The 18,781-nt window shown below is 65.6% G+C and carries 15 protein-coding genes; 9 read left to right on the top strand and 6 right to left on the bottom strand.

Going from position 1 to position 18,781, the window contains the following annotated elements; genetic code table 11:
- Nucleotides 1-94: 94 nt before the first annotated feature.
- From FJ948_RS24155 to FJ948_RS24140, 4 genes are all read right to left on the bottom strand, one after another.
- The gene (locus tag FJ948_RS24155) at nt 95-289 is read right to left on the bottom strand and encodes a hypothetical protein (RefSeq protein ID WP_140708869.1); all 195 of its coding nucleotides are present in this window, start codon (nt 287-289) and stop codon (nt 95-97) included.
- Between the two features lie 78 nt (nt 290-367).
- On the bottom strand, nt 368-571 hold the full coding sequence (locus FJ948_RS24150; protein ID WP_140708867.1) for a hypothetical protein: 204 nt from the start codon (nt 569-571) through the stop codon (nt 368-370).
- 129 nt (nt 572-700) lie between these two features.
- Complete coding sequence (locus FJ948_RS24145; protein WP_140708865.1) at nt 701-1,909, bottom strand: NAD(P)/FAD-dependent oxidoreductase; 1,209 nt, start codon at nt 1,907-1,909, stop codon at nt 701-703.
- Nucleotides 1,910-1,998: 89 nt separating this feature from the next.
- A complete protein-coding gene (locus tag FJ948_RS24140) occupies nt 1,999-3,510 on the bottom strand; it encodes a formyl transferase (RefSeq protein ID WP_140708863.1) in 1,512 nt (503 codons plus the stop codon).
- 332 nt (nt 3,511-3,842) lie between these two features.
- Here FJ948_RS24140 and FJ948_RS24135 point away from each other — a divergent pair, with 332 nt between their 5' ends.
- The gene (locus FJ948_RS24135) at nt 3,843-5,915 is read left to right on the top strand and encodes a Wzz/FepE/Etk N-terminal domain-containing protein (protein WP_181173796.1); all 2,073 of its coding nucleotides are present in this window, start codon (nt 3,843-3,845) and stop codon (nt 5,913-5,915) included.
- A 1-nt stretch (nt 5,916) separates the two neighbouring features.
- The gene (locus FJ948_RS24130) at nt 5,917-7,263 is read left to right on the top strand and encodes a VpsF family polysaccharide biosynthesis protein (protein WP_246677601.1); all 1,347 of its coding nucleotides are present in this window, start codon (nt 5,917-5,919) and stop codon (nt 7,261-7,263) included.
- 87 nt (nt 7,264-7,350) lie between these two features.
- Here the strand turns inward: FJ948_RS24130 and FJ948_RS24125 are convergent, their stop codons facing one another.
- Together FJ948_RS24125 and FJ948_RS24120 are read right to left on the bottom strand one after the other, a co-directional pair.
- A complete protein-coding gene (locus FJ948_RS24125) occupies nt 7,351-8,628 on the bottom strand; it encodes a cellulase family glycosylhydrolase (protein ID WP_140708859.1) in 1,278 nt (425 codons plus the stop codon).
- On the bottom strand, nt 8,625-9,794 hold the full coding sequence (locus FJ948_RS24120) for a DUF1972 domain-containing protein (RefSeq protein ID WP_140708857.1): 1,170 nt from the start codon (nt 9,792-9,794) through the stop codon (nt 8,625-8,627). The genes FJ948_RS24125 and FJ948_RS24120 overlap by 4 nt, the downstream gene beginning before the upstream one ends.
- 440 nt (nt 9,795-10,234) lie before the next feature.
- Between FJ948_RS24120 and FJ948_RS24115 the strand changes: the two genes are divergently transcribed.
- The 7 genes from FJ948_RS24115 (at nt 10,235) to ligD (ending at nt 18,604) form a co-directional block, all read left to right on the top strand.
- Nucleotides 10,235-11,416, top strand: a complete 1,182-nt coding sequence (locus FJ948_RS24115; RefSeq protein ID WP_246677600.1) for a glycosyltransferase family 4 protein — start codon at nt 10,235-10,237, stop codon at nt 11,414-11,416.
- On the top strand, nt 11,413-12,714 hold the full coding sequence (locus FJ948_RS24110; RefSeq protein WP_140708855.1) for a hypothetical protein: 1,302 nt from the start codon (nt 11,413-11,415) through the stop codon (nt 12,712-12,714). The genes FJ948_RS24115 and FJ948_RS24110 overlap by 4 nt, the downstream gene beginning before the upstream one ends.
- Before the next feature lie 9 nt (nt 12,715-12,723).
- On the top strand, nt 12,724-13,944 hold the full coding sequence (locus FJ948_RS24105) for a GNAT family N-acetyltransferase (RefSeq protein WP_140708853.1): 1,221 nt from the start codon (nt 12,724-12,726) through the stop codon (nt 13,942-13,944).
- Nucleotides 13,945-13,978: 34 nt separating this feature from the next.
- Entirely contained in the window at nt 13,979-15,202 is a 1,224-nt protein-coding gene (locus FJ948_RS24100) for a GNAT family N-acetyltransferase (RefSeq protein ID WP_140708851.1), read from the top strand.
- Nucleotides 15,203-15,355: 153 nt separating this feature from the next.
- On the top strand, nt 15,356-15,532 hold the full coding sequence (locus tag FJ948_RS24095; protein WP_140708849.1) for a Flp family type IVb pilin: 177 nt from the start codon (nt 15,356-15,358) through the stop codon (nt 15,530-15,532).
- Between the two features lie 122 nt (nt 15,533-15,654).
- The gene (locus FJ948_RS24090) at nt 15,655-15,879 is read left to right on the top strand and encodes a hypothetical protein (protein ID WP_140709102.1); all 225 of its coding nucleotides are present in this window, start codon (nt 15,655-15,657) and stop codon (nt 15,877-15,879) included.
- A 226-nt stretch (nt 15,880-16,105) separates the two neighbouring features.
- Nucleotides 16,106-18,604, top strand: coding sequence for a DNA ligase D (ligD, locus tag FJ948_RS24085; RefSeq protein ID WP_140708847.1), 2,499 nt, complete (start codon nt 16,106-16,108; stop codon nt 18,602-18,604).
- The last annotated feature ends 177 nt before the right edge of the window (nt 18,605-18,781 follow it).

Below are 18,781 nucleotides of genomic sequence, written 5' to 3'. Positions count from 1 at the left end.
CGTTGGTGCCTGGGATTTTCGGCATCTTCGTAGGATCGCCTTGTTCCGCCGACCTCATTGCCGTGCTGGCCTTCGCTGCCGCGTGCCGTGACGCTCAGCAGGCGCCCGCGTCACGACGGCGCTTTGACGCGGCGGGCTTTCGCGGCTTGCCGCTGTCGCTTGCCGTGGACAGCCGCTGCTCGCGAAGGCGGGCGGTCTTTGCGTCACGGGCCAGCCGTTCGGCGTCGAGGATGATCCTCGACTCGCGATCGGCTCTTTCGAGCTTTTGCTTGTCGATCACTCGGGTCACGTCGTTCTCCGGCGCGATGCGATATCCTAGAACCATCCGGATGCGGCAAGGTTCCGCCGGCTCGCGGACGCAATCGCGTCAGGATTGCGCCACGCCTGACCGTCCGGCGCGATGACCGGCCTGCCAGCGGGTCAGTTCGCGCTCGGCCTCGGAAATGGTCACGCTCATCAAGCCGTCAAATTCGGCCATGGCTTCCATATGGCCATGGTCAATGATGGATTTACGAAGAATGCGCATCGCCAGAATAGCATCCTGCAACGCGCGGTCGATATTCTTGACCATGACAGGATCTCCTGCGGGGATAACCTGTCGGCGCGCCGCTTGTTCCGAACGAACGGCACTGGATTTGTTTTTTTCAACCCCGTGGAAAGAAACCGCTGTCTTCGATTGCGAGGAAGATTGGGAGGCGCCTCACGCCATGCCCGGTTGCCGCCGCGATCCCAAATGGCGCACCTTGCGGCCGATGAGCATCAGCCGGCGTGCCGTGTTGTTACGCAGGCGCCGCACGCGCCATTCCAGCCCGTTTTCGGTTGTGATCCGCCTGGCGTAGACACTCACACGCATGCCGGCCTCGTCGGAGGCCACCTTGACCGGATCGTCATAGAAAGCGGCGATCTTGTCGGCCGCCATGCCTGGCGTCTCCAGCCAGCGTGGAATGTGCACGGAGTGGAGCTGATCGATGTCGATCATGACCCGCCCAATGCCGACGCCCGGCGTCGGGCATGTCGTCCAGAACGCGTCGCCGACGAAGACGACCCCGTCGCGGCGGTGGCCTTGCGTCGTGGTCAGGTTGATCTGCCTGACTTCGACGGGACTCGCGACGGCGAAATTGCCGCATTGCGCCGATATTTCCGGCATCAATTCGCAAAGCATCTTCTGCGGGTCGGCCCGAAAATCCCGCGTCCATTGTTCGGCCACGGTGCGATAGACGAACATGTTGGCCCGCATCTTGTCGCCGAGCGGGAAGATGGTGAGATAGGCCACGCGGTCCGCTGCCCGCTTGCCGTAGCAGGTGACGGCTTGGTAGACGCATTCGCGCGGCGCAATGGCGAGGTCGAAACCCATCGACAGCGAATGGGCTTTCGATTGCTCGACGCGCTCGACGCCGATGGCGCGCCGCACCGCTTCGCTGTAGCCGGTGGCGACCACCAGCAGGCGGGCAATGATGACGCTGCCATCGCTCAGCACCAGGCGCTGCCGGTCCGGTCCGGTCGAGACCTCCATGACCTTGCCGACCGTAAGCGGTACCTGCGGGGGAAGGGCATCGCGGAGTCCGTTGATCAGCGCGCCATAGGAAAACGCGTATTCCGGCCTGCGCTCGCGCGCGAACAACTGGCCGAGGCGGAAGACATGAATGTCGTCGAACGGCGTGACGAGACGCATGATCGTTTCGTTGAGGCCGAGCTTCTCGAACAGCCGTATCTGAGCGGTACCGATCTTCTCGGCCCTGAACTCGTCATGATGGACGCGGTGCGGATCGATCAGCGCCACCTTGCGCCCGGCCTTTCCCAGCACCATTGCCAGGGTCGTGCCCGCCATTCCGGCGCCCACGATCGCCACATCGACCTCGGTCGGGACAGCTTCGGCGGCGCTCGCCTCGCTGCCCTTCAAGCTCGTCATCTTTCTGCTCCACAATCTGTGGTGGAAATATCTACCGGACCTTGATCAACCTCAAGCAACCGGCGCGAGTGGCTGGTAGTAACAAGTGTTTAGGTTAACCGCGGTCGCCTCTTTTGTTTCCAGCGCGGCGCGATCGCCGAGCCATCGATGAACTCCAGGCCGCCCGCCTCGTTCAGCGTGTGCAGCTTGCGCCCGCTCCATAGCGGACCAGGGGTTAAGATGGTCTCGACAAGCTGTTCCATGCCATTCAAATCAAGGTGAGTGACGCGTGCGATGCCGAGCGCGGCGCCATAACTCCTGCGGCAATCCTGCACCGGGCGCAGCAACTGGCCGCCGCGTTGCACCATGCGGCCGGCCGGCCGCGCCGAGGCGATGTCGATCAGCACCGGATTTTTGGGATGCGGCGTCCAGGGACCGCGAAAGTCCGGCGCCGACCACAGATGCAGTTCATCGGAGAAGGCGCCGCCACCGTCCCGCACGGTCGCGAACAGCCACCAGCGCCCGCCATGCTCGACCAGGGTGGCGTCGCTGGCGACGATGTCGGAGAGCAGTGTCGCTTCCTTCACCCATCCGCCGGGGAAGGCGGTGGCGCGGTAGAGATCGACCGTGCGGTTGGCGCAGCTTTCGGGTACCATCCAGACCTCGCCGTCACGCTCGAAGACGAAGGGGTAGGAGAGGTGGTAGGGCAGGTCGAGCACCGGCTCCGGGCGGCCGATCGGTCCCGTCGGGCCGAACGGCACGGCCGAGATGATGGCGCGGCCCAGACGATGGATATAGTCCTCGACGAACAGGGTCACCTGTCCCTGGTGGAGGATCGGGAAAGGATCGGCATAGAAGCGGCTGCCGTCGTCGGGAAGTTCCTGCCAACCCGATGCCGGATGGGCGCGCAGGTCGAACAGATCCTTCCCACCGGTTTCGCGCCAGCCGACCTTCCAGTGCGGGGCGTTGTAGCAGAGATGGTAGATTTTCTGGACGATGCGCCGCGCCAGCGCCTTGCCCGCCCTGACGCCGAGCTTGCCGGCCGAGGGCAGTGACGGCGCGGCGCCGCCGTCCAACATCTCAGGCAGGACGGGCAGGGCGCCTCGCGCCGCGCCCGTCACCGCTGCCACGATCAGGCTTGCCGTGCGCGCCAGCATGTCCTGGAAGGCGGCGAGCGCGATGCCGCCATATTCGGTGCCGAGGCGTCCTTCGGCGACGACGGCGCCGTTCTCCTCGATGCTGGCCAGCGGGGTGCGGCCATCGAGGATCGATGCCAGAAGGGCGGCTTCGCCGGCGGCGCCGTCATAGGTCACGCGCCAGACGCGTGTCCCTTCCGGCCGCACGTCACCGCACAGGTCGATCACGAGGTCGGGCACGGCGGGCGGCGGCGTGCTGTAGGAGGCCAGCGCCGACAGCGGCAGGCGCTTGGCCAACCCGTCCGCGGGCAAGCCATGGATGACCGTTTCAAGCTGGAACAGGGCCGCGATGCTGCCTGGGACGCCGCTCCCGCCCGGGCGCGCGTCGACGCGAACCTCGACATCGGCGAGCGCCGCCAGGCGCCGCAGCAGCAGCAGGTGAAAAGCTCGGAGGCAGTCGCTGTCCAGGCGCAGGCTCACCTGCATGTCGCACCCCTAGAATTCTGATGGTCGGTAACCGGCCGGTGTTCGATTTCGGGCATGAGAGGCGGGCGGACGGATGGACTGGAGGGAGAGGTTGCTCCATTTCCATTCGTTTCCCGCTCGCTTGCGCCCTGTCAACATGGCCGTTGCCTTTGCTACGCAAACTTCGTGCCAGAAATCAGAAGAGCTCCCAACATAATTAACAGTGTTTTAACAGTTGGAGTAATAGCTAGGCTGAAGCCGCAATTTAATCTTTTGGGGCACATGGAGTGTTGTCGGAGCGACCTTTGCAATCATCCCTGCTCTCGTTGCCGCAACAACACGCTCCGGAGGGGATGCAATATGCCGCGCCGGAGCCGATGCCGGCCGCCTCCTATCCATCCTCGAGTGTCGAACTGGGTGACGTGAAGCGCATATTGGTGCGCCGCCGTTTCCTGATCCTCGCCACCGCCTTGCTGCTGACCCTTGCGGCGCTGCTCTATGGGCTGTTCACCCCGGCGCTCTACAGTTCGGTGGCGGAGATCATCGTCGATCCGCAAGACCTGCAGGTGGTCACCAACGACGTCAATCCGAGCCGGGTTCCGCCCGATGGCGGCATCACCATGGTGGAAAGCCAGGTCGCCGTCGTCCAGTCGAGCGGCGTACTGCTCAGGGCGATCGCGGCAACCAACCTGACCGAGGATCCCGAATTCAACGGGCAGGGCGGGTTGCTGAGCCGTCTGTTGGGCGGTGGCTCGGCCGAAACCGACAAGACGGGCAAGACACTCGATGCGCTGCGCCGGCGGCTGGCGGTGAAGCGGGCCGACAAGGTGCTGGTCCTCGACGTCATCGTCACCGCCAAGAGCGCCGACAAGGCGGCGATGCTCGCCAATGCCATCGCGCAGGCCTACCTCGCCGACCAGGCGAGCGCGCGCGCCAAGATGGCCACGGATGCTTCCGATTCCATCACCGCGCGGCTCGACGAGCAGCGCAAGCGCGTCCAGCAGGCCGAGAACGCGGTCGAGGCCTACAAGTCCGCCAACAACATGGTGATGGCGGCGGGCAATCTGGTCAGCGACCAGGAATTGACCGAGATCAACACGCAGCTGTCGGCCGCGCAGAGCCGCACCGCGGCACTGAAGGCGCAGGTCGACCAGTTGCGCAAGCAGGGCGGCGCGCCCGACGCGACCTCCGAGGCCATGCGCTCGTCGGTGATTTCGAGCCTGCGCACGCAAGAGGCGACGCTTGTCGACCAGCTCTCGCAGCTCGGTACCGAACTGGGGCCGCGCCATCCTTCGATGATCGCGGCCCAGCAGCAGCTGCGCGACACGCGCCAGCTCATCGCGCGCGAACTCGGCCGCATCGTCACCGCCGCCGAAACCGACTACGAGCGGGCGCTGGCCAACCAGCAGGCGCTGGAGGCCAAGGTCGCCGGCATGAAGAGCAAATCGCTCGACACCGACCAGGCATCGGTCAAGCTGCGCGAATTGCAGCGCGATCTCGAGGCGGTGCGCTCCGTCTACGCCACCTATCTGCAGCGGGCGCAGGAAACGCGCGAGCAGATCAATGTCGACAGCACCAATGCGCGCATCATCTCCAGCGCCATGCCCGCCCTGAAGAAGAGCTGGCCGCCGCTGTTGCTGCTGGTGTTCGGCGCGTTCTTCGGCGGGCTGGGGCTCGGCACCGGCATGGCGCTGATCGCGGAATATTCGTCGCCAACGGTGCTTTCCAGCGCGCAGATGCAATCGGCCATCGAGGCGCCGGTGGTGGGCGTGCTGCCGGCAAAACCGGCGCGCCGCCGCTGGTGGCCTTTCGGCGGCGCCGCCACGCCGGCCGCGCAGAAGATGGATGCGGTCGCGGGCCTGGCGCTGAGACGCCTGTTCGCCTCCAGCCGGCGTCCGCCGAACTGGCCGCTGGTGCCATCGATCCTGTTGACGTCGGCGCCAGAGGATGCCGCGCAGCGGGGCCGGGTGGCGCGCCTGCTGGCCAATGCGGCGGCCGCGCGCGGCAGCCGCGTGCTGTTCATCGACACCAATGGCGGCAAGAGCCAGAAGGAGCCGCAGCCCGGCCTGCTCGACGTGCTGCGCGGCGAATACGCTTTCGAGGCGCTAAGCCAGTTCGCGCCCGGCAGCAATGTCGCGGTCCTGGGCAAGGGACGGCCGAAGGCCGCCTTCTCCGAGGCGCAGGGCGTCTATTTCACGCAGCATATGCTGGCCCAGGCGAGCCGCAATTTCGACCTCGTCGTCGTTGACGGCGGCGCGCTGGCCGACAATCTCAACGCCTCGCCGCTGGTCGCCATGGTCGACGAGATCGTGCTCGTCGCCACGCTGAACGCGACGCCGATGCGCGATGTCACGGCGGCCTCGCAAGCCATTTCCGTCATGGGACGGTTGCCGACCGGCGCCTTGCTGGTCGACGAGGCGGCCTGAGATGGCTCGGCCCGCCGCCCCGGCAGCCGGCTGGGGCCAGGGCACGGCCGCGCGCCCCGGCGGCCACTCGCTCGACTGGGTGACCGGCTACGGCCTTGTCGCGGTGGTGGCGCTGCTGTTCGCCATCTCTGGCGGGATGCTGTGGCTGGTCGGCTATAATTACGATGGCCTGACCGGCAATCCGGCGACCAAGATCCATCCCTCGACCTATCTGCTGGTGCTGATGTTTGCCTGGCGCGCCTGCACCTTCGGCAACCCGGTCGGCTACACGCTGGCCATCGCCGACCGGCGGCCGGCGAGCGCGCTGATGGCGGTCATCTCGATCTTGCTGCTGGTCGTCGTCATCGTCAGGCAGCGGCCCGGCATGGCCGGCATGATCGACACGTTCGTGGCGCCGGCGCTGCTGGTGATGATGCTGGCCGAGGACGACGAAAGGACCTTCGCCCGGATACGGACCGTCGTCCACGCGGTGATGACGGCGAACGCATTGCTGGCCCTGTTCGAGTTCGCCACCAAGACGCTGGTCTTTCCCTACCGGCTCGACGGCGCGGTGTTCATGAACGACCTGCGCTCGACGGCGCTCCAAGGCCATCCGCTGTCCAACGCCACGGTCACCTCGATCTATGTGCTGGCGCTGCTCTCGGGTTCGCGATCGCTGTCCATGCCGATGCGGCTCGGGCTGATCGGCCTGCAATGCGCGGCGCTGGTCTCGTTTGGCGGGCGCTCGGCGATGGTGACGACGATCGCGCTCGGCGGCATCTACCTGCTTTTCAGCGGCGTGGCCTATCTGCGGCGAGGACGCATCAGCCTGCCGGGTGCCGCTCTTGCGGTCCTGCTCGCCTCGCTGCTGCCGGTCGTGCTCGGCATGCTGTTCTCCTGGGGCTTCTTCGACGCGCTGCTGGAGCGCTTCGTGTCTGACAGCGGCAGCGCCAATGCCCGCGTCGAAATGTTCGAGCTCTTCAAACATCTGGAGCTGCGCGACCTGATCGTGGGGCCCGATATCGATCTCATCGAAAGCCTGCGCCGCATCAACGGCCTCGAACAGGGCATCGAGAACCCGATCATCCGCCTGGTCCTCTATCAGGGCGCCTTCTTCACGCTCCTGCTATTTTTCGGCTTCGTGCTGTTCATGCACGAAGTGGCACGCCGCTGCCATGCCGGCATCTGGCTGACGATGCTGGGCTGGCTGATCCTGCTCAACACCTCCGAAAGCCTTGCGTCCAAGACGACGCTGATGACCAAGTTCGTGGTGATCGCGCTGGCGCTGTACAGGCCGGTGCGGGAGGTGGGGTCGGACGCACAAAGGGTGCGCGGACCCCAGACGCACCCCCGCGCTTCGTCATCCTAGGATCTGCGCCGCGTCGCTTCGCTTCTTGGTTCGCCCTAAGATGACGAAGAGAGGGTAGGCGCTCGGCTAGTCTTGGTAGGTTAATCGCTACTCCGGCATCCGCAACCCGAGCGCATCCACCATCGCCGGGTCGAGCGCGCGCGTCGTGTCGTCCATCATGCCCATGCCGTCGAAGAGGTCCCAGAAGGCCCAGGGGAAGCCTGATGCCTCGGCGCTCTGCCTGACATCGGCGATGTAGCGGGCACGGTCGGGGTTGGGGGCTGCGGTGTAGCGGGCGTCGGTGCGCAGCGCGCCGAATTCGCCCATGATGACTCGGCCAGGCGCGATGCCGTTTCTGTCTGCCCAGGCGCGCGCCTGGCTCAGGTATTTGTCGATGAACCAGCGGTCTGGCCGAGCATCGAAATAGACCTTCAGCACGCGTTCGGTTTCGGCATAGGCGGCCTGCTTGTCCGCTTCGGAGGTCTCGGTATCCTCAGCCATGCGCGCCCTGACCGAGGCCAGCGTCGCCTCCAGCGAACCGGCTGAGGCCGGCCATGGCACGTTGTTCAGCGCGCGGTAGACGGGCTCGCGCATCCAGGGCGCGCCCTGGTGGCTGAACAGATAGGGTTCGTAGAAGTGGAAGGTGAACAGGATCGGCTCGAAGGCCGCCAGCGGCTCCGGGTCGAGCGCTGCCAGCCCGCTCACCATCGAGCCGCAGCCGCCGGTGACGACCAGCGGCAAGGTCGACGACGATGCCCTGGCAGCCGTCAGAAGGGCCGCCTGGACGTTTGACCAGACGTTGGAGGAGCAGGATTGCGGCGGCTCGTTGACCGGCTCCAGCGCCACCATGCCCGCCGGGAAGCGCCGCAGCCTGCCGGCAAGCTCGCCGACCAGCGCGCGATAGGCATTGAATTCGGGCGCGGCGGTGCTGGAGACCATGCGGTCGGGGGTCCAGTAGTGGGTGGCGCCGTTGGCCTGCACGTTGACGATGATGCCGAGATCGGCATCGAGGGCGGCCGCGACGGCGTCGTCCAGCATCGCCAGCAATTTCGCGCGCGTGGCAGCGTCGGCGGCCAGGAATGGCCCGGGGTCGACCGGCAAGCGGATGAAATCGAGCCCGGTTCGGCGCAGCCGGCGAAGGTCGTCGCGTGTCGGCACCGGCCGCTGCGACTGGAAGGGCGGCCAGGCATAGTCGGTGCGCGGCGCGGGAAACTCGCGTGTCAGCGCGAACCAGGGCCAGGCATTGACGCCGCGGCGGAAGCGCCATTCCCCGGTGGCGGCCGAAGCGGCCGAAGCGGGTGGGGCGGACGAGAGAGTGGCCGCGGCGGGCAGCAGCGCCGTCGACAGCGCGGTCCGCAGCAGCCGCCGTCGCGACCAGCCCGTCATACGGCGCCGGGCGAGGGGCGGTCGAGCGGCACGGCAGCCGCGGCGCTCACACCCAGAAGGCGGTAGGCTTCAGCTTCGTAGGCGAGCAGGACATCGTCCCAGCGGAAGACTTCGTTGGCGCGGGCTCTCGCCGCCTCGCCGCAAGTCCTGACCAGGGCGTCATCCTCCAGCGCCTGTCGCATGCGCTCGGCGCAGCTCTGCCTGTCGGTAAAGAAGACGGCGGCCGCGCCGGCGGTCCATCTGTTGTATGGGTTGTCGTGGGCGATGACCATGTTGCCGGCGGCCAGCGCCTCGACCAGAGACGGGTTGGTGCCGCCGACCGTGTGGCCATGCATATAGGCGCGCGCGTGAAAACGCAGCGCCTTCACCGCCGCCTGGTCGTAGATGGCGCCGGGCAGCACCACCGACGCGTTGGCCGCCTTGCGAACGGCGACATGATAGGGGATGTCAGGGGAAAGCGTGCCCAGCACGAGCAGCTTCATGTCGCGCTTCTGGCTGCAGAAGGCCTCGACGATGGGCAGGATGTTGTTGTCGGGCTCGATGCGCGCGATCGAGATCAGGTATTTTCCAGGTTCGAGGCCGAGCGCGCGTACCGGCGCCTCCGGCGCCGACGTCACCGGATCGGCGCCATAGGTGATGGTGCCGATGGCGCTGCGCGGCCGGCGCGTCGCCAGGTGATCGGCGATCACGGGATGGTCGGCGACCAGACGGTGCGAGGCCCAGGCGCCGATCCACTCGTTGAGCCAGAACCATGTGCGCGCCGCCACGCCCCATTTGGGCCGGCGCCATTCGATGCCGTCCATGTTGGTGATGATCTTGCGCCGCATCAGCCGCAGCCAGGTCAGGAAGACCGCGCCATTATAGCCGAGCACCAGGCAGACGCCGGGCCGCCGGGCGGCGTCGAGCACGCATTGCCAGTCGAATTCCAGCGTCGCGCGCGGGCCTTTGGAGGCGACCTGGATGTGAATGAGGTCGATGCCTTTCCAGCTATCGACGCGCACCCTCTGGTCGACCCGCTCGACCTCCTCCTGGCAGTAGACGCCGACCTTCCAGCCGCGCCCGGCAAGAAACAGCGCCAGCTTCTCGGCGAAGGTTTCAAAACCGCCATGGGCCGCTGGAATGCCGCGCGTCCCGAGGATCAGGATGGCAGGCTGTTCCGATTTCATGACTGCTGGCACTTTTCAGGTCCGCTCGATCCGCAATGCTGTCTCATCTCAAAACCGCGCCCTTGCGGTTGGCTGGCAGGCTCGATTCCAGCCATCATCGCACCCGGGTTGTAAAATATTTCTTCCAAGCGCCCGAGTTGTTTCATTATCGGTCAACCTTCCCAACGTATGTGTATCGAAACGAGGCCACGCTGCGGCTTGTCGGCCTGCGAACGGATATATTAGCACGGCATAATGCTTGCGTAAGGACTTCTGTGCGCCAGAATCGGCGGAGGCGCGCAGCATTGGTGTGGTGATCCCAGATCAACATCCGTTGATCCGGGTCGAGATTCGTTTCACGACCACACTGACAACGAGGGAAGTCCAAAGGGGTGTTGCTTGAAGTTTCCGGCCGCCGATAGCGTCAGGCAGCGGAATCGTCTCACCACCCTGACAGAAAGATGCATTTGAAGATGCGGATTGCCTGCATCCATCAGGGCTACGAGCTCTACGGTTCCGATCGCAGCTTCGCCGAGAGCGTGGCGGCGCTGCGCGCCGCGTTTCCGTCGGCCGACATCGAAGTGGTCCTGCCGCGCGGCGGACCGATCGTGCAAATCCTCGAACCGCATGCGACCCGCATCGTCTTCGAGCCGCTCTGGGTGCTGAGGCGCCAGGCCATCGCGCGCCTTGCCACCACCGAGATGGCGCGGCTGCCGGTCGCGGTGCTGCGGGCCTGGCGGCGGCTCAGGGATTGCGACCTCACCTATGTCAACACCTCGATCGTGGCCGACTACGCGATCGCCGCGCGCCTTCTGCCTGATAAGGCCGTGCTGCACATCCACGAAATTCCCGAAGGCGCCATGCGCAGGATCCTCGTCGGCCTGATGCACTGGAGCCATGCCGATCTCATCTTCAACTCGCGCGCCACCCGCGCAGCGTTCGGCGATCCCAAATCCGGGCGCTCCCATGTGGTCTATAACGGGGTTGCCGGCCCGGCGGCGGTCGAAGCGACGACCTATGACGGCAAGCGGCCGCTCAAGGTGCTGCTGCTTGGCCGCATCAACAGGATCAAGGGCCAGGAAGTGCTTCTCGAGGCGGTCGCCTCGCTGCCGGCTGAGCTGAAGTCGCGGATCGAGGTGCGGCTGGTCGGCGGCGCCTTCGAAAGCGTCGAGCGCGAGCGCGCGCTGGCCGAACTGGTCGCCAGCATGGGGCTTACCGGACGCGTCAGCGTGCTGCCCTTCATTTCCGATCCGTCCGAACATTATCGCTGGGCCGACATCGTCACCGTGCCGTCACGGCGTCCCGAATCGCTCGGCCGCGTCGCCATCGAGGCGATGGCCTATGGCCGGCCGCCGCTGGTGTCGGCGATCGGCGGGCTGGTCGAGGTGGTCGCGGACGGCGAAACCGGCTGGCATGTGCCGCCCGGCGATGCCGCGGCCCTTGCCGGCAAACTCGAGGAAATCATCCTGCGGCCCGAGGCCTGGCGCTCCTTCGTCGCCGCCGGGCGGGCGCGCTACGAAGCGGTGTTCAGCGAGCCGGTCGCTGCGGCGGCGATCGCCGCGATAGCCGCCGACAAGCTCAAGGCGGCGATCGCCAGGCCGGGCCGGACGGCAACCGTGCGCCAGGCGGAGACACGCTCGTGAAACTCCCCGGCCATCTGGTGCGGCGCCTCGTGCTGATGATCGGCGGCGAGGCGATGCAGAGCGGATTCCACTTCGCCCTCAACATCGCGCTGCTGCACATGCTGTCGGCGCAAGGCTACGGCCTCTTCGCCATCGGCATGGTGATGGGCGGCGTCGGCCTGTCCTACATCAGGTCGCTCACCGCCGTTCCCGCCTCGATATGGATGAGCAAGAGCACCAACAGCGCCGGCGTCGATGCCTATGACGTGGCCTTCGGGACGGCGGCGCTGGTCGTCGCGCTGGTGATGGCGCTCGGCACGACGATGGTGATGCGTCTCCTGGGTGATCCCAGTGGGATCGCCGCCGGCTGCTTCGTCGGCGCGTGGTCGCTGCGCAGCCACATGCGCACGGCCTTCTTCGCGCGCCGCCAGCAGGTGATCGTCTCCATCAGCGATGCCGCCTTCACGATCGCCGGCACCGTCATGGGCGGCCTGGCGATCTGGCTGGCCAAGGACATGCTGCAGACCGTGTTCTACGCGCTGGCCGCGGCCAATGTGTTCGGCATCTTCGTCCTGGTCCGGCTGGCGCGCCGCACGCTGCGCATCAGCTTCCGCATGCCGACGCGGCGGCGCTATGCAAGGCTCTGGGCCCAGCTCTGCTGGTCGGCGTTCAGCGCCACCACCACCAACATCCAGGGCCAATGCCTGGCGCTGCTGGTTGCCGGCATTGCCGGGCCGGCAGCCTATGCGCCGCTGGCGGCGGTGATCGTGCTGTTCGCGCCGTTGCGCATCATCAGCCTCGCCTTCGTCAACATGACGCAGCCGGAACTGGCCAAGCTGATGCGCAATAACGAGACCCGTCGTGTCTGGGCCCAGGCGAAGCTGTGGGCTGTCGTCATGGGGCTCGGCGCGGTGGTCTATGGATGCGCCATCCTGTTCGTCCTGCCGATGATAAAATCGCAGGCGCTCCAGGATGCGTCGGTAGGCTTCATCGGGCTTTTCGTGACCGCGAATTTCGTTCCGATCATGCTCTACATCATGCCCCGCATCGTGCTGGAGATCATGGGTGACTTCCGCATCGTCGCGTTCATCACCCTGGGCGGCGCCATCGTCGGGCTGGCCTTGATCGCCATCTCCCTGGCAATCGCCCCCCCGCCATGGGCGCTGCTCGGTTCCGCGCTCTCCGAGATCTTCGTGCTCGCGGCATCATGGTATTTCGTGCATCACCGCATGTGGAACATCGAACATCCGGACCAGCAGCGCGACAGCCGCCTGGGCTCCTGGCGGCGGGCGGTCTCGTTCGCCGCGGTAAAGCGATAGGAGACGGACGTGTCAGGCCAGGCCGTACAAATCGCCGCTGTGACCGAGCTGCCCGACGGGCAGGTTCCGCACGCCGCCGCCGTCGCCGCCAACGACGCCTATACGGCGAAGCTGCACACCAGCCTCGAGGCGGTCAGGCCGCTGTGGCTGCGCCTGCAGGCGCAGGGTGTGTGCACCGGCCACCAGAATTTCGCATGGGCGGAAGGGATCGTCGCGCGGCTGTTGCCGGAAGGCGCGCAACTCCTGCTCGTGGAGGTGAGCGACGCGGCGACCGGCGAAACCAGGATGCTGGTGCCGCTGATGCGCCGCAAGGCTTTCCACCATTGGGTGGTCGAATGGTTGAGCTGTGGCGTCTGCGACTATGCGGCACCGCTGCTGGCCGATGACACTCCATGGACGAAACAATCCGCGCAGGCCGCGTGGGCCGCGCTGTGCTCGGTGCTGCCGCCGGTGGACCGCGTCCACATCGAGGGGGTTCCGCGACAGATCCAGGGCGTTGCCAATCCGCTGGCCTTGCTTCCGGCCACGCGCGATTCGATCCAGACCACTTTCGGCCTCGCCATCGACGGCGATCCGGAAACGGTCCTCAAGCGCCTTTGCAGGCCGTCTTTCGTCAAGGAATTCGGCAAGGATTGGCGTCGCCTGGAGCGGCTTGGCGGTGTGGAACTGGTCGAGGCGCGCGCGCCGGCCGAGGTTGAACGCATCTTCGGCGAGTTGGTGCGGATGCGCCTCGATCGCTTTCGCGAGCTTGGCCGCTTCGACCTGCTGACGCAGGACAAGATCGTCGATTTCTACAGGAACGCGGCCATTCAGGGCCTGTTGGACGGTTCGGTGCGGCTGTTTGGACTGCTCGTCGGCGAGGCTCTCATTTCGGTCCAATATTTGCTGGTTCATGAAGGGACTGTTCACGCTCTGCTGATAGCAATGGATCAGAGCGTCGTGCCCAACGTCTCACCGGGCCTTGCAATCATGGGCAGGTTGATCGGCTGGGCGCGCGAACGGGGTTTTGGCTATTTCGACCTGTCGGTCGGCAACCAGAGCTACAAGGAACATATGGGCGCCAAGGGTTCGGTGTTGGTCGAACTCTGCCATGGGTTGACGATGCGGGGCAGTCTTGCCAGCACCGCCATCGAGTTGCGCAGGGGGGCCGAGGCCTTCATACGCTCCAAACCCAGGCTGCTCAAGGCGGTCCAGGGAACGATGCGGGGTCTGCGGCGCTTGCGTGGATGATGCCTGGGCGCCCCAGAACGAATGGGAGAGGCATTTGGCAAGCCAGGCAGTGCGGTTGGCGGCGACGGCGGATGCACCGGCTCAACCGACTTCTCCAATCAGAGCAGGCATGGGCGCCACGGCGCGCTATACGGCGCGGCTGCACACCAGCTTCGACACCGTAAGGCAGCTCTGGCAGCGTCTCGAGGAGACCGGCCTGTGCACCGGCCACCAGGGCCTTGCCTGGGTGGAAGGGATCGCCGGGCGGCTGATGCCCAAAAGCGCCGAGCTGCTGGTCGTCGAGGTCAATGACGCCGACACGGGCGCGCCGGTCATGCTGATGCCGCTGATGCGGCGCCGGGCGCTTGGCCACTCCGTGATCGAATGGCTGAGCTGCGGCGTGTGCGATTATTCGGCGCCGCTACTGGCCGATGCCAGGCCTTGGACCAGGCAAAGCGCCGACGCCGCCTGGGCGGCGGCCCGCGCCGTGCTGCCGCCGGCCGACCGCATCCATGTCGCGGGGATTCCACGGGAAATCCACGGCGTTGCCAATCCTCTGGCGCTGCTTTCGACGGCGCGCGACTCCATCCAGATCGCCTCGGGTATGGTCATGGATGGCGAGCCGGAGACGCTTCTCAAACGCATCTGCAAATCGTCCTTCACCAAGAATTTCAACAAGCACTGCCGCCGCTTCGAAGAGCACGGCGGCCTCGCACTGGTCGAAGCCGAGACGCCTGACATGATCGAGGAGCAATTCGACAGGCTGCTCGACCTCAGGCTCTATCGCTTTCGCGAGCTCGGGCGCTTCGACCTCTTGACGCAGGCGCCGGTCGTGGAATTCTACCGCAACGCCGCCCTGCAGGGGCTTTCCGACGGCTCGGTGCGGCTGTTCGGGCTGCGCGTGGGCCAGGCCTATCTCGCTGTCATGTACGTGCTGGTCATGAAAGGCACCTTGCATGCCCTGCTGCTCGGCATCGACCAGGACGCGGTGGCCAACGTCGCCCCGGGCCTGACAATGATCGGCAAGTTGATGATGTGGGCACGGGCGCAAGGGCTCGGCTATTTCGACCTCTCGGTCGGCGGACAGGGATACAAGCAACATATCGGCGCCTCGAACTCGGTGCTGGCCGAACTGTGCGAGGCGACGACCCTGAAGGGCAGGGGTTCGACCGCCTATATCAGGCTGCGCTGCAAGACCGAGCTGTTCGTGCGCTCCAAGCCTCGGCTTTACAAGGCCATGCAAGGCGCGATGCGCCGTCTGCGGCGATTGAAGACCTGACTGCTATCTTTCCTGCCTGGCATTCGGGCACGATTGCTCTCATCCTGATTCAAGGCAGCCCCGGAACCTCTTCAAAACACTGCGAAGATTTAACCGAACCGCAACCTGCTGTGCCTATAGGGTTGTGCGAGGGATCAAGAGCAGGGGCATGACATGTCAGCAACAATTTCTCGGTTCATCCGGGATGATTCCGGCGCCACCGCGATCGAATACGGCCTGATCGCCGCTCTTATCGCGCTAGCCATCATCGTCGGCGCGGGCGCGCTAGGCAATGCGATCAACAGCAAGTTTTTGAAGATCGGCAACACGCTCAACACCAGCGGCTCGTAAGCCATCGGCCAGGGGCCGCCGCCCGCGAAATTGACAGGGCGGCGCGTCTCCGTCATCCTTAAGCACAGTCGCGGGCCAGGGAAACGGCCATGTTGCGTGTAAGAGCGACCGAGGGCAGCGTCATGTTCAGTCCCGTCACCGGCCAGAATGCCAAGCGCGCCGCGGTGCGCAAGGCGCTCGACCGCCACAAGGTCTACATCACCGCGCAAAGCTTTTCGGATGGCGCCTACCAGGCGCGCGTGCTGGTCGACGGCGAGGCCTACTGGGTCGACGAATTCCGCTTGAGCCAGTTGCAGCAGGGGTTGACCCCAGCCGAGCTGGAGCTGACGCCCGCGATCGACGATTGAGACCACGTGAAAAATCGCGAGTGGTGCAAACGTAGCGCCCTACGGCGCCCCCCTCTGTCCTGCCGGACATCTCCCCCTCTAGGGGAGAGATTGGTAATTTCGCCTACCGCGCTATTCCTTCAAAGTCCAATATTCGCGAAGGCCGGCGTGAGGTTTGCCCGGCAGGGCAGAGGGGCGCGCGAAGGAACGAGGCGGTTGTTGATTCCCGCCCGGCTCGGCTGTTGACATGCCGCCCACCAAGCTCAAAACCTATCGCGCCAAGCGCGAATTTTCCAAAACGCCCGAACCCGCCGGCGGGCTGATCACCGATGAAGGCAACCGCTTCGTCGTCCACAAGCATCACGCGACCGCGGACCACTACGATCTGCGCCTGCAGGTCGGCGATGTCCTGAAAAGCTGGGCGGTGCCGCGCGGGCCCTCGCTCAATCCGGCCGACAAGAGGCTGGCGGTCGAGACCGAGGACCATCCGCTCGAATATATCGATTTCGAGGGCGTCATTCCCGAAGGCGAATATGGCGGCGGGCCGATGATCGTCTGGGACACCGGCAGCTGGGCGCCGATGGACGATGTCGACAAGAGCCTGCGCACCGGCGCCTTCAAGTTCCGGCTGGCCGGCGAAAAGCTCAATGGCGGCTGGATGCTGACCCGGCTGAAGCCCAAGCCGGGAGAGGATTCGGAGAAGAAAAACTGGCTGCTGTTCAAGGAGCGGGACCTCGCCGCCGACACGGTGCTGAACATCCTCGAAGCGCGGCCGGAGAGCGTCAAATCCGGATTGCGCATCGAGGAACTGGTGGCGCCGCCGAAACCGGCCGCCAAGTCCGCGCCAAAGCCTGGTTCGCTGAAGCCTGGCGAGCTGCCGGGTGCCGCCAAGGCGCCGGCGCTCAGCCGCATCGAGCCGCAACTGGCAAGCCAGGTGCCCAAGCCGCCGGGCGGCGAAGGCCTTGCCGAAAACACGAACGAGCTCTGGCTGCATGAGATCAAATTCGACGGCTACCGCACCATGGCACACCTCGCCGATGGAGAGGTGCGGCTGATCACCCGTGGCGGCATCGACTGGACGAAGCGCTATGGCGACCTGCCTCATGCGTTCGCCAAATTGCCGTGCCGCGAGGCGATCATCGACGGCGAGATCGTCGTGCTCGACGCCAAGGGCATTTCGCGCTTTGCGCTGCTGCAGGACGCGCTTGCCGAGGGCGCCGGCAGCAAGCTGCATTTCTATGCTTTCGACCTCTTGCATCTCGACGGCTGGGACCTGATGAAGGTGCCACTCATCCGGCGCAAGGCGCTGTTGGCCGAATTGCTTGGCGGGCTCGGCGCCAACTCCGCCATCCAGTTTTCCGACCATGTCGAGGGTTCGGGGCAGGGACTTTTTGATCAAGCCTCGGATATGGGGCTGGAAGGTGTCGTCTCAAAACGGGCGACCGCCATCTACCAGAGCGGCCGGACCAAGAGCTGGACCAAGACCAAGGCGCTAAAGAGCGAAGATTTCGTCATCGCCGGCTACACTGTCTCCGACGCGGCGGAAGGGCTGGCCGCGCTCGGCATGGCCGAATGGGTGGATGGCGAATTGCACTATCGCGGCAAGGTCGGCACCGGCTTCGATGCCGGAACCGCGGGCGATCTGCTGGCCCGGCTGCAGCCGCTCGCATCAGGCGCGACCCCGCCGGAAGGCGTGCCGCGCGAAATCATGCGCGAGATGCGCTGGGTGAAACCGTTGTTCTCGGCGCGCGTCCACTATGCCAACCGCACGGCGGACAATGCGCTGCGCCATGGCGTGTTTCGCGGTCTTAGGGATGTCGGCCTGTCGACGCCGGTGTCGACCAAGCGCAAGCGCCTGATCTCCGAGGCGGATCTGGCGACCATCTGGGTGACCAATCCCGAACGGCGGCTGTTCGGCAAGACCGGGCCGACCAAGCTCGACATCGCCGTCTATTACGCGCTGGTCGGCGACTTCATGCTGCCGCACCTCCTTGGCCGCCCGGTGTCGCTGGTGCGCTGCCCGACCGGCCTGCCCAAGGACTGCTTCTTCCAGCGTCACGCCTTCACCGGCATGCCGCCTTCGGTGGTGACCTTCCAGGCGATCAATTCCGAGGGCGAGGCCAAATCCTATCTCTCGGTCGAGGGCGCCAAGGGCTATCTGGCGCTGGCGCAGTTCGGTGTCGTCGAATTCCACACCTGGGGCACGCACCGCACGAGCCTCGACAAGCCCGACCAGATCGTCCTCGACCTCGACCCGGGCGAGGGGATTTCCTGGCGCGAGGTGGTGGAGGCCGCCGTCCACATCAAGGGCGAGCTGGAGGGACTGGGGCTGGTGCCGTTCGCCAAGACGTCCGGCGGCAGCGGCATCCACATCACCGTGCCGGTGACGGGCAAGCAGAACTGGAAGAAGCTGCACCAGGCAACCAGCGCCATCGCGACGCATCTGGCGGCGACCGCGCCCGACACTTTCACCACCACCATGGGCAAGGAGAACCGCAAGCGCCGCATCTTCATCGACTATCATCGCAACGCGCGCGGCCACACTTCCGCCGCGCCCTATTCACTGCGCGCGCGCACCAACCTGCCGGCCTCGACACCGGTGAGCTGGAGCGACCTGGAGGCGATCGATGCGCCGCAGGATCTGAATTACGCGTCGCTGCCGGGGTTGCTGGAGACGTCCGGCGATCCATGGGCGGAGATTGATGAGTTTGCCAGGGATTTGCCGGCCTCCCCTTCGTCATCCTAGGGTCTTCGCCGGGTCGCTTCGCTCCTTGCTTCGCCCTAGGATGACGAAGACATGGCTGCCCCGGCTAACGGCCGGCGCCACGCTACCTCCATCGACGGTTCCGACAATTTGAATTATTCTCTTCCCGTGACCCAAAACCCGCCGGAAGGTTTCGTCAGGGATTTGGCTTTATAATCA

This window comes from Mesorhizobium sp. B2-3-12, from assembly GCF_006442205.1.
Lineage (GTDB): Bacteria > Pseudomonadota > Alphaproteobacteria > Rhizobiales > Rhizobiaceae > Mesorhizobium.
Note: the sequence above shows the minus strand (reverse complement) of the source record. Positions and strands in the feature narration are given on the sequence as shown.

Excerpts from the sequence above, each read along its gene's own strand:
- FJ948_RS24135 (WP_181173796.1), top strand. The coding sequence starts at position 3,843 with ATGCAATATGCCGCGCCGGAGCCGATGCCGGCCGCCTCCTATCCATCC.
- FJ948_RS24125 (WP_140708859.1), bottom strand. The coding sequence starts at position 8,628 with ATGACGGGCTGGTCGCGACGGCGGCTGCTGCGGACCGCGCTGTCGACG.
- FJ948_RS24145 (WP_140708865.1), bottom strand. The coding sequence starts at position 1,909 with ATGACGAGCTTGAAGGGCAGCGAGGCGAGCGCCGCCGAAGCTGTCCCG.
- FJ948_RS24140 (WP_140708863.1), bottom strand. The coding sequence starts at position 3,510 with ATGCAGGTGAGCCTGCGCCTGGACAGCGACTGCCTCCGAGCTTTTCAC.
- FJ948_RS24095 (WP_140708849.1), top strand. The coding sequence starts at position 15,356 with ATGTCAGCAACAATTTCTCGGTTCATCCGGGATGATTCCGGCGCCACC.
- FJ948_RS24120 (WP_140708857.1), bottom strand. The coding sequence starts at position 9,794 with ATGAAATCGGAACAGCCTGCCATCCTGATCCTCGGGACGCGCGGCATT.
- ligD (WP_140708847.1), top strand. The coding sequence starts at position 16,106 with ATGCCGCCCACCAAGCTCAAAACCTATCGCGCCAAGCGCGAATTTTCC.
- FJ948_RS24115 (WP_246677600.1), top strand. The coding sequence starts at position 10,235 with ATGCATTTGAAGATGCGGATTGCCTGCATCCATCAGGGCTACGAGCTC.
- FJ948_RS24090 (WP_140709102.1), top strand. The coding sequence starts at position 15,655 with ATGTTCAGTCCCGTCACCGGCCAGAATGCCAAGCGCGCCGCGGTGCGC.
- FJ948_RS24150 (WP_140708867.1), bottom strand. The coding sequence starts at position 571 with ATGGTCAAGAATATCGACCGCGCGTTGCAGGATGCTATTCTGGCGATG.
- FJ948_RS24130 (WP_246677601.1), top strand. The coding sequence starts at position 5,917 with ATGGCTCGGCCCGCCGCCCCGGCAGCCGGCTGGGGCCAGGGCACGGCC.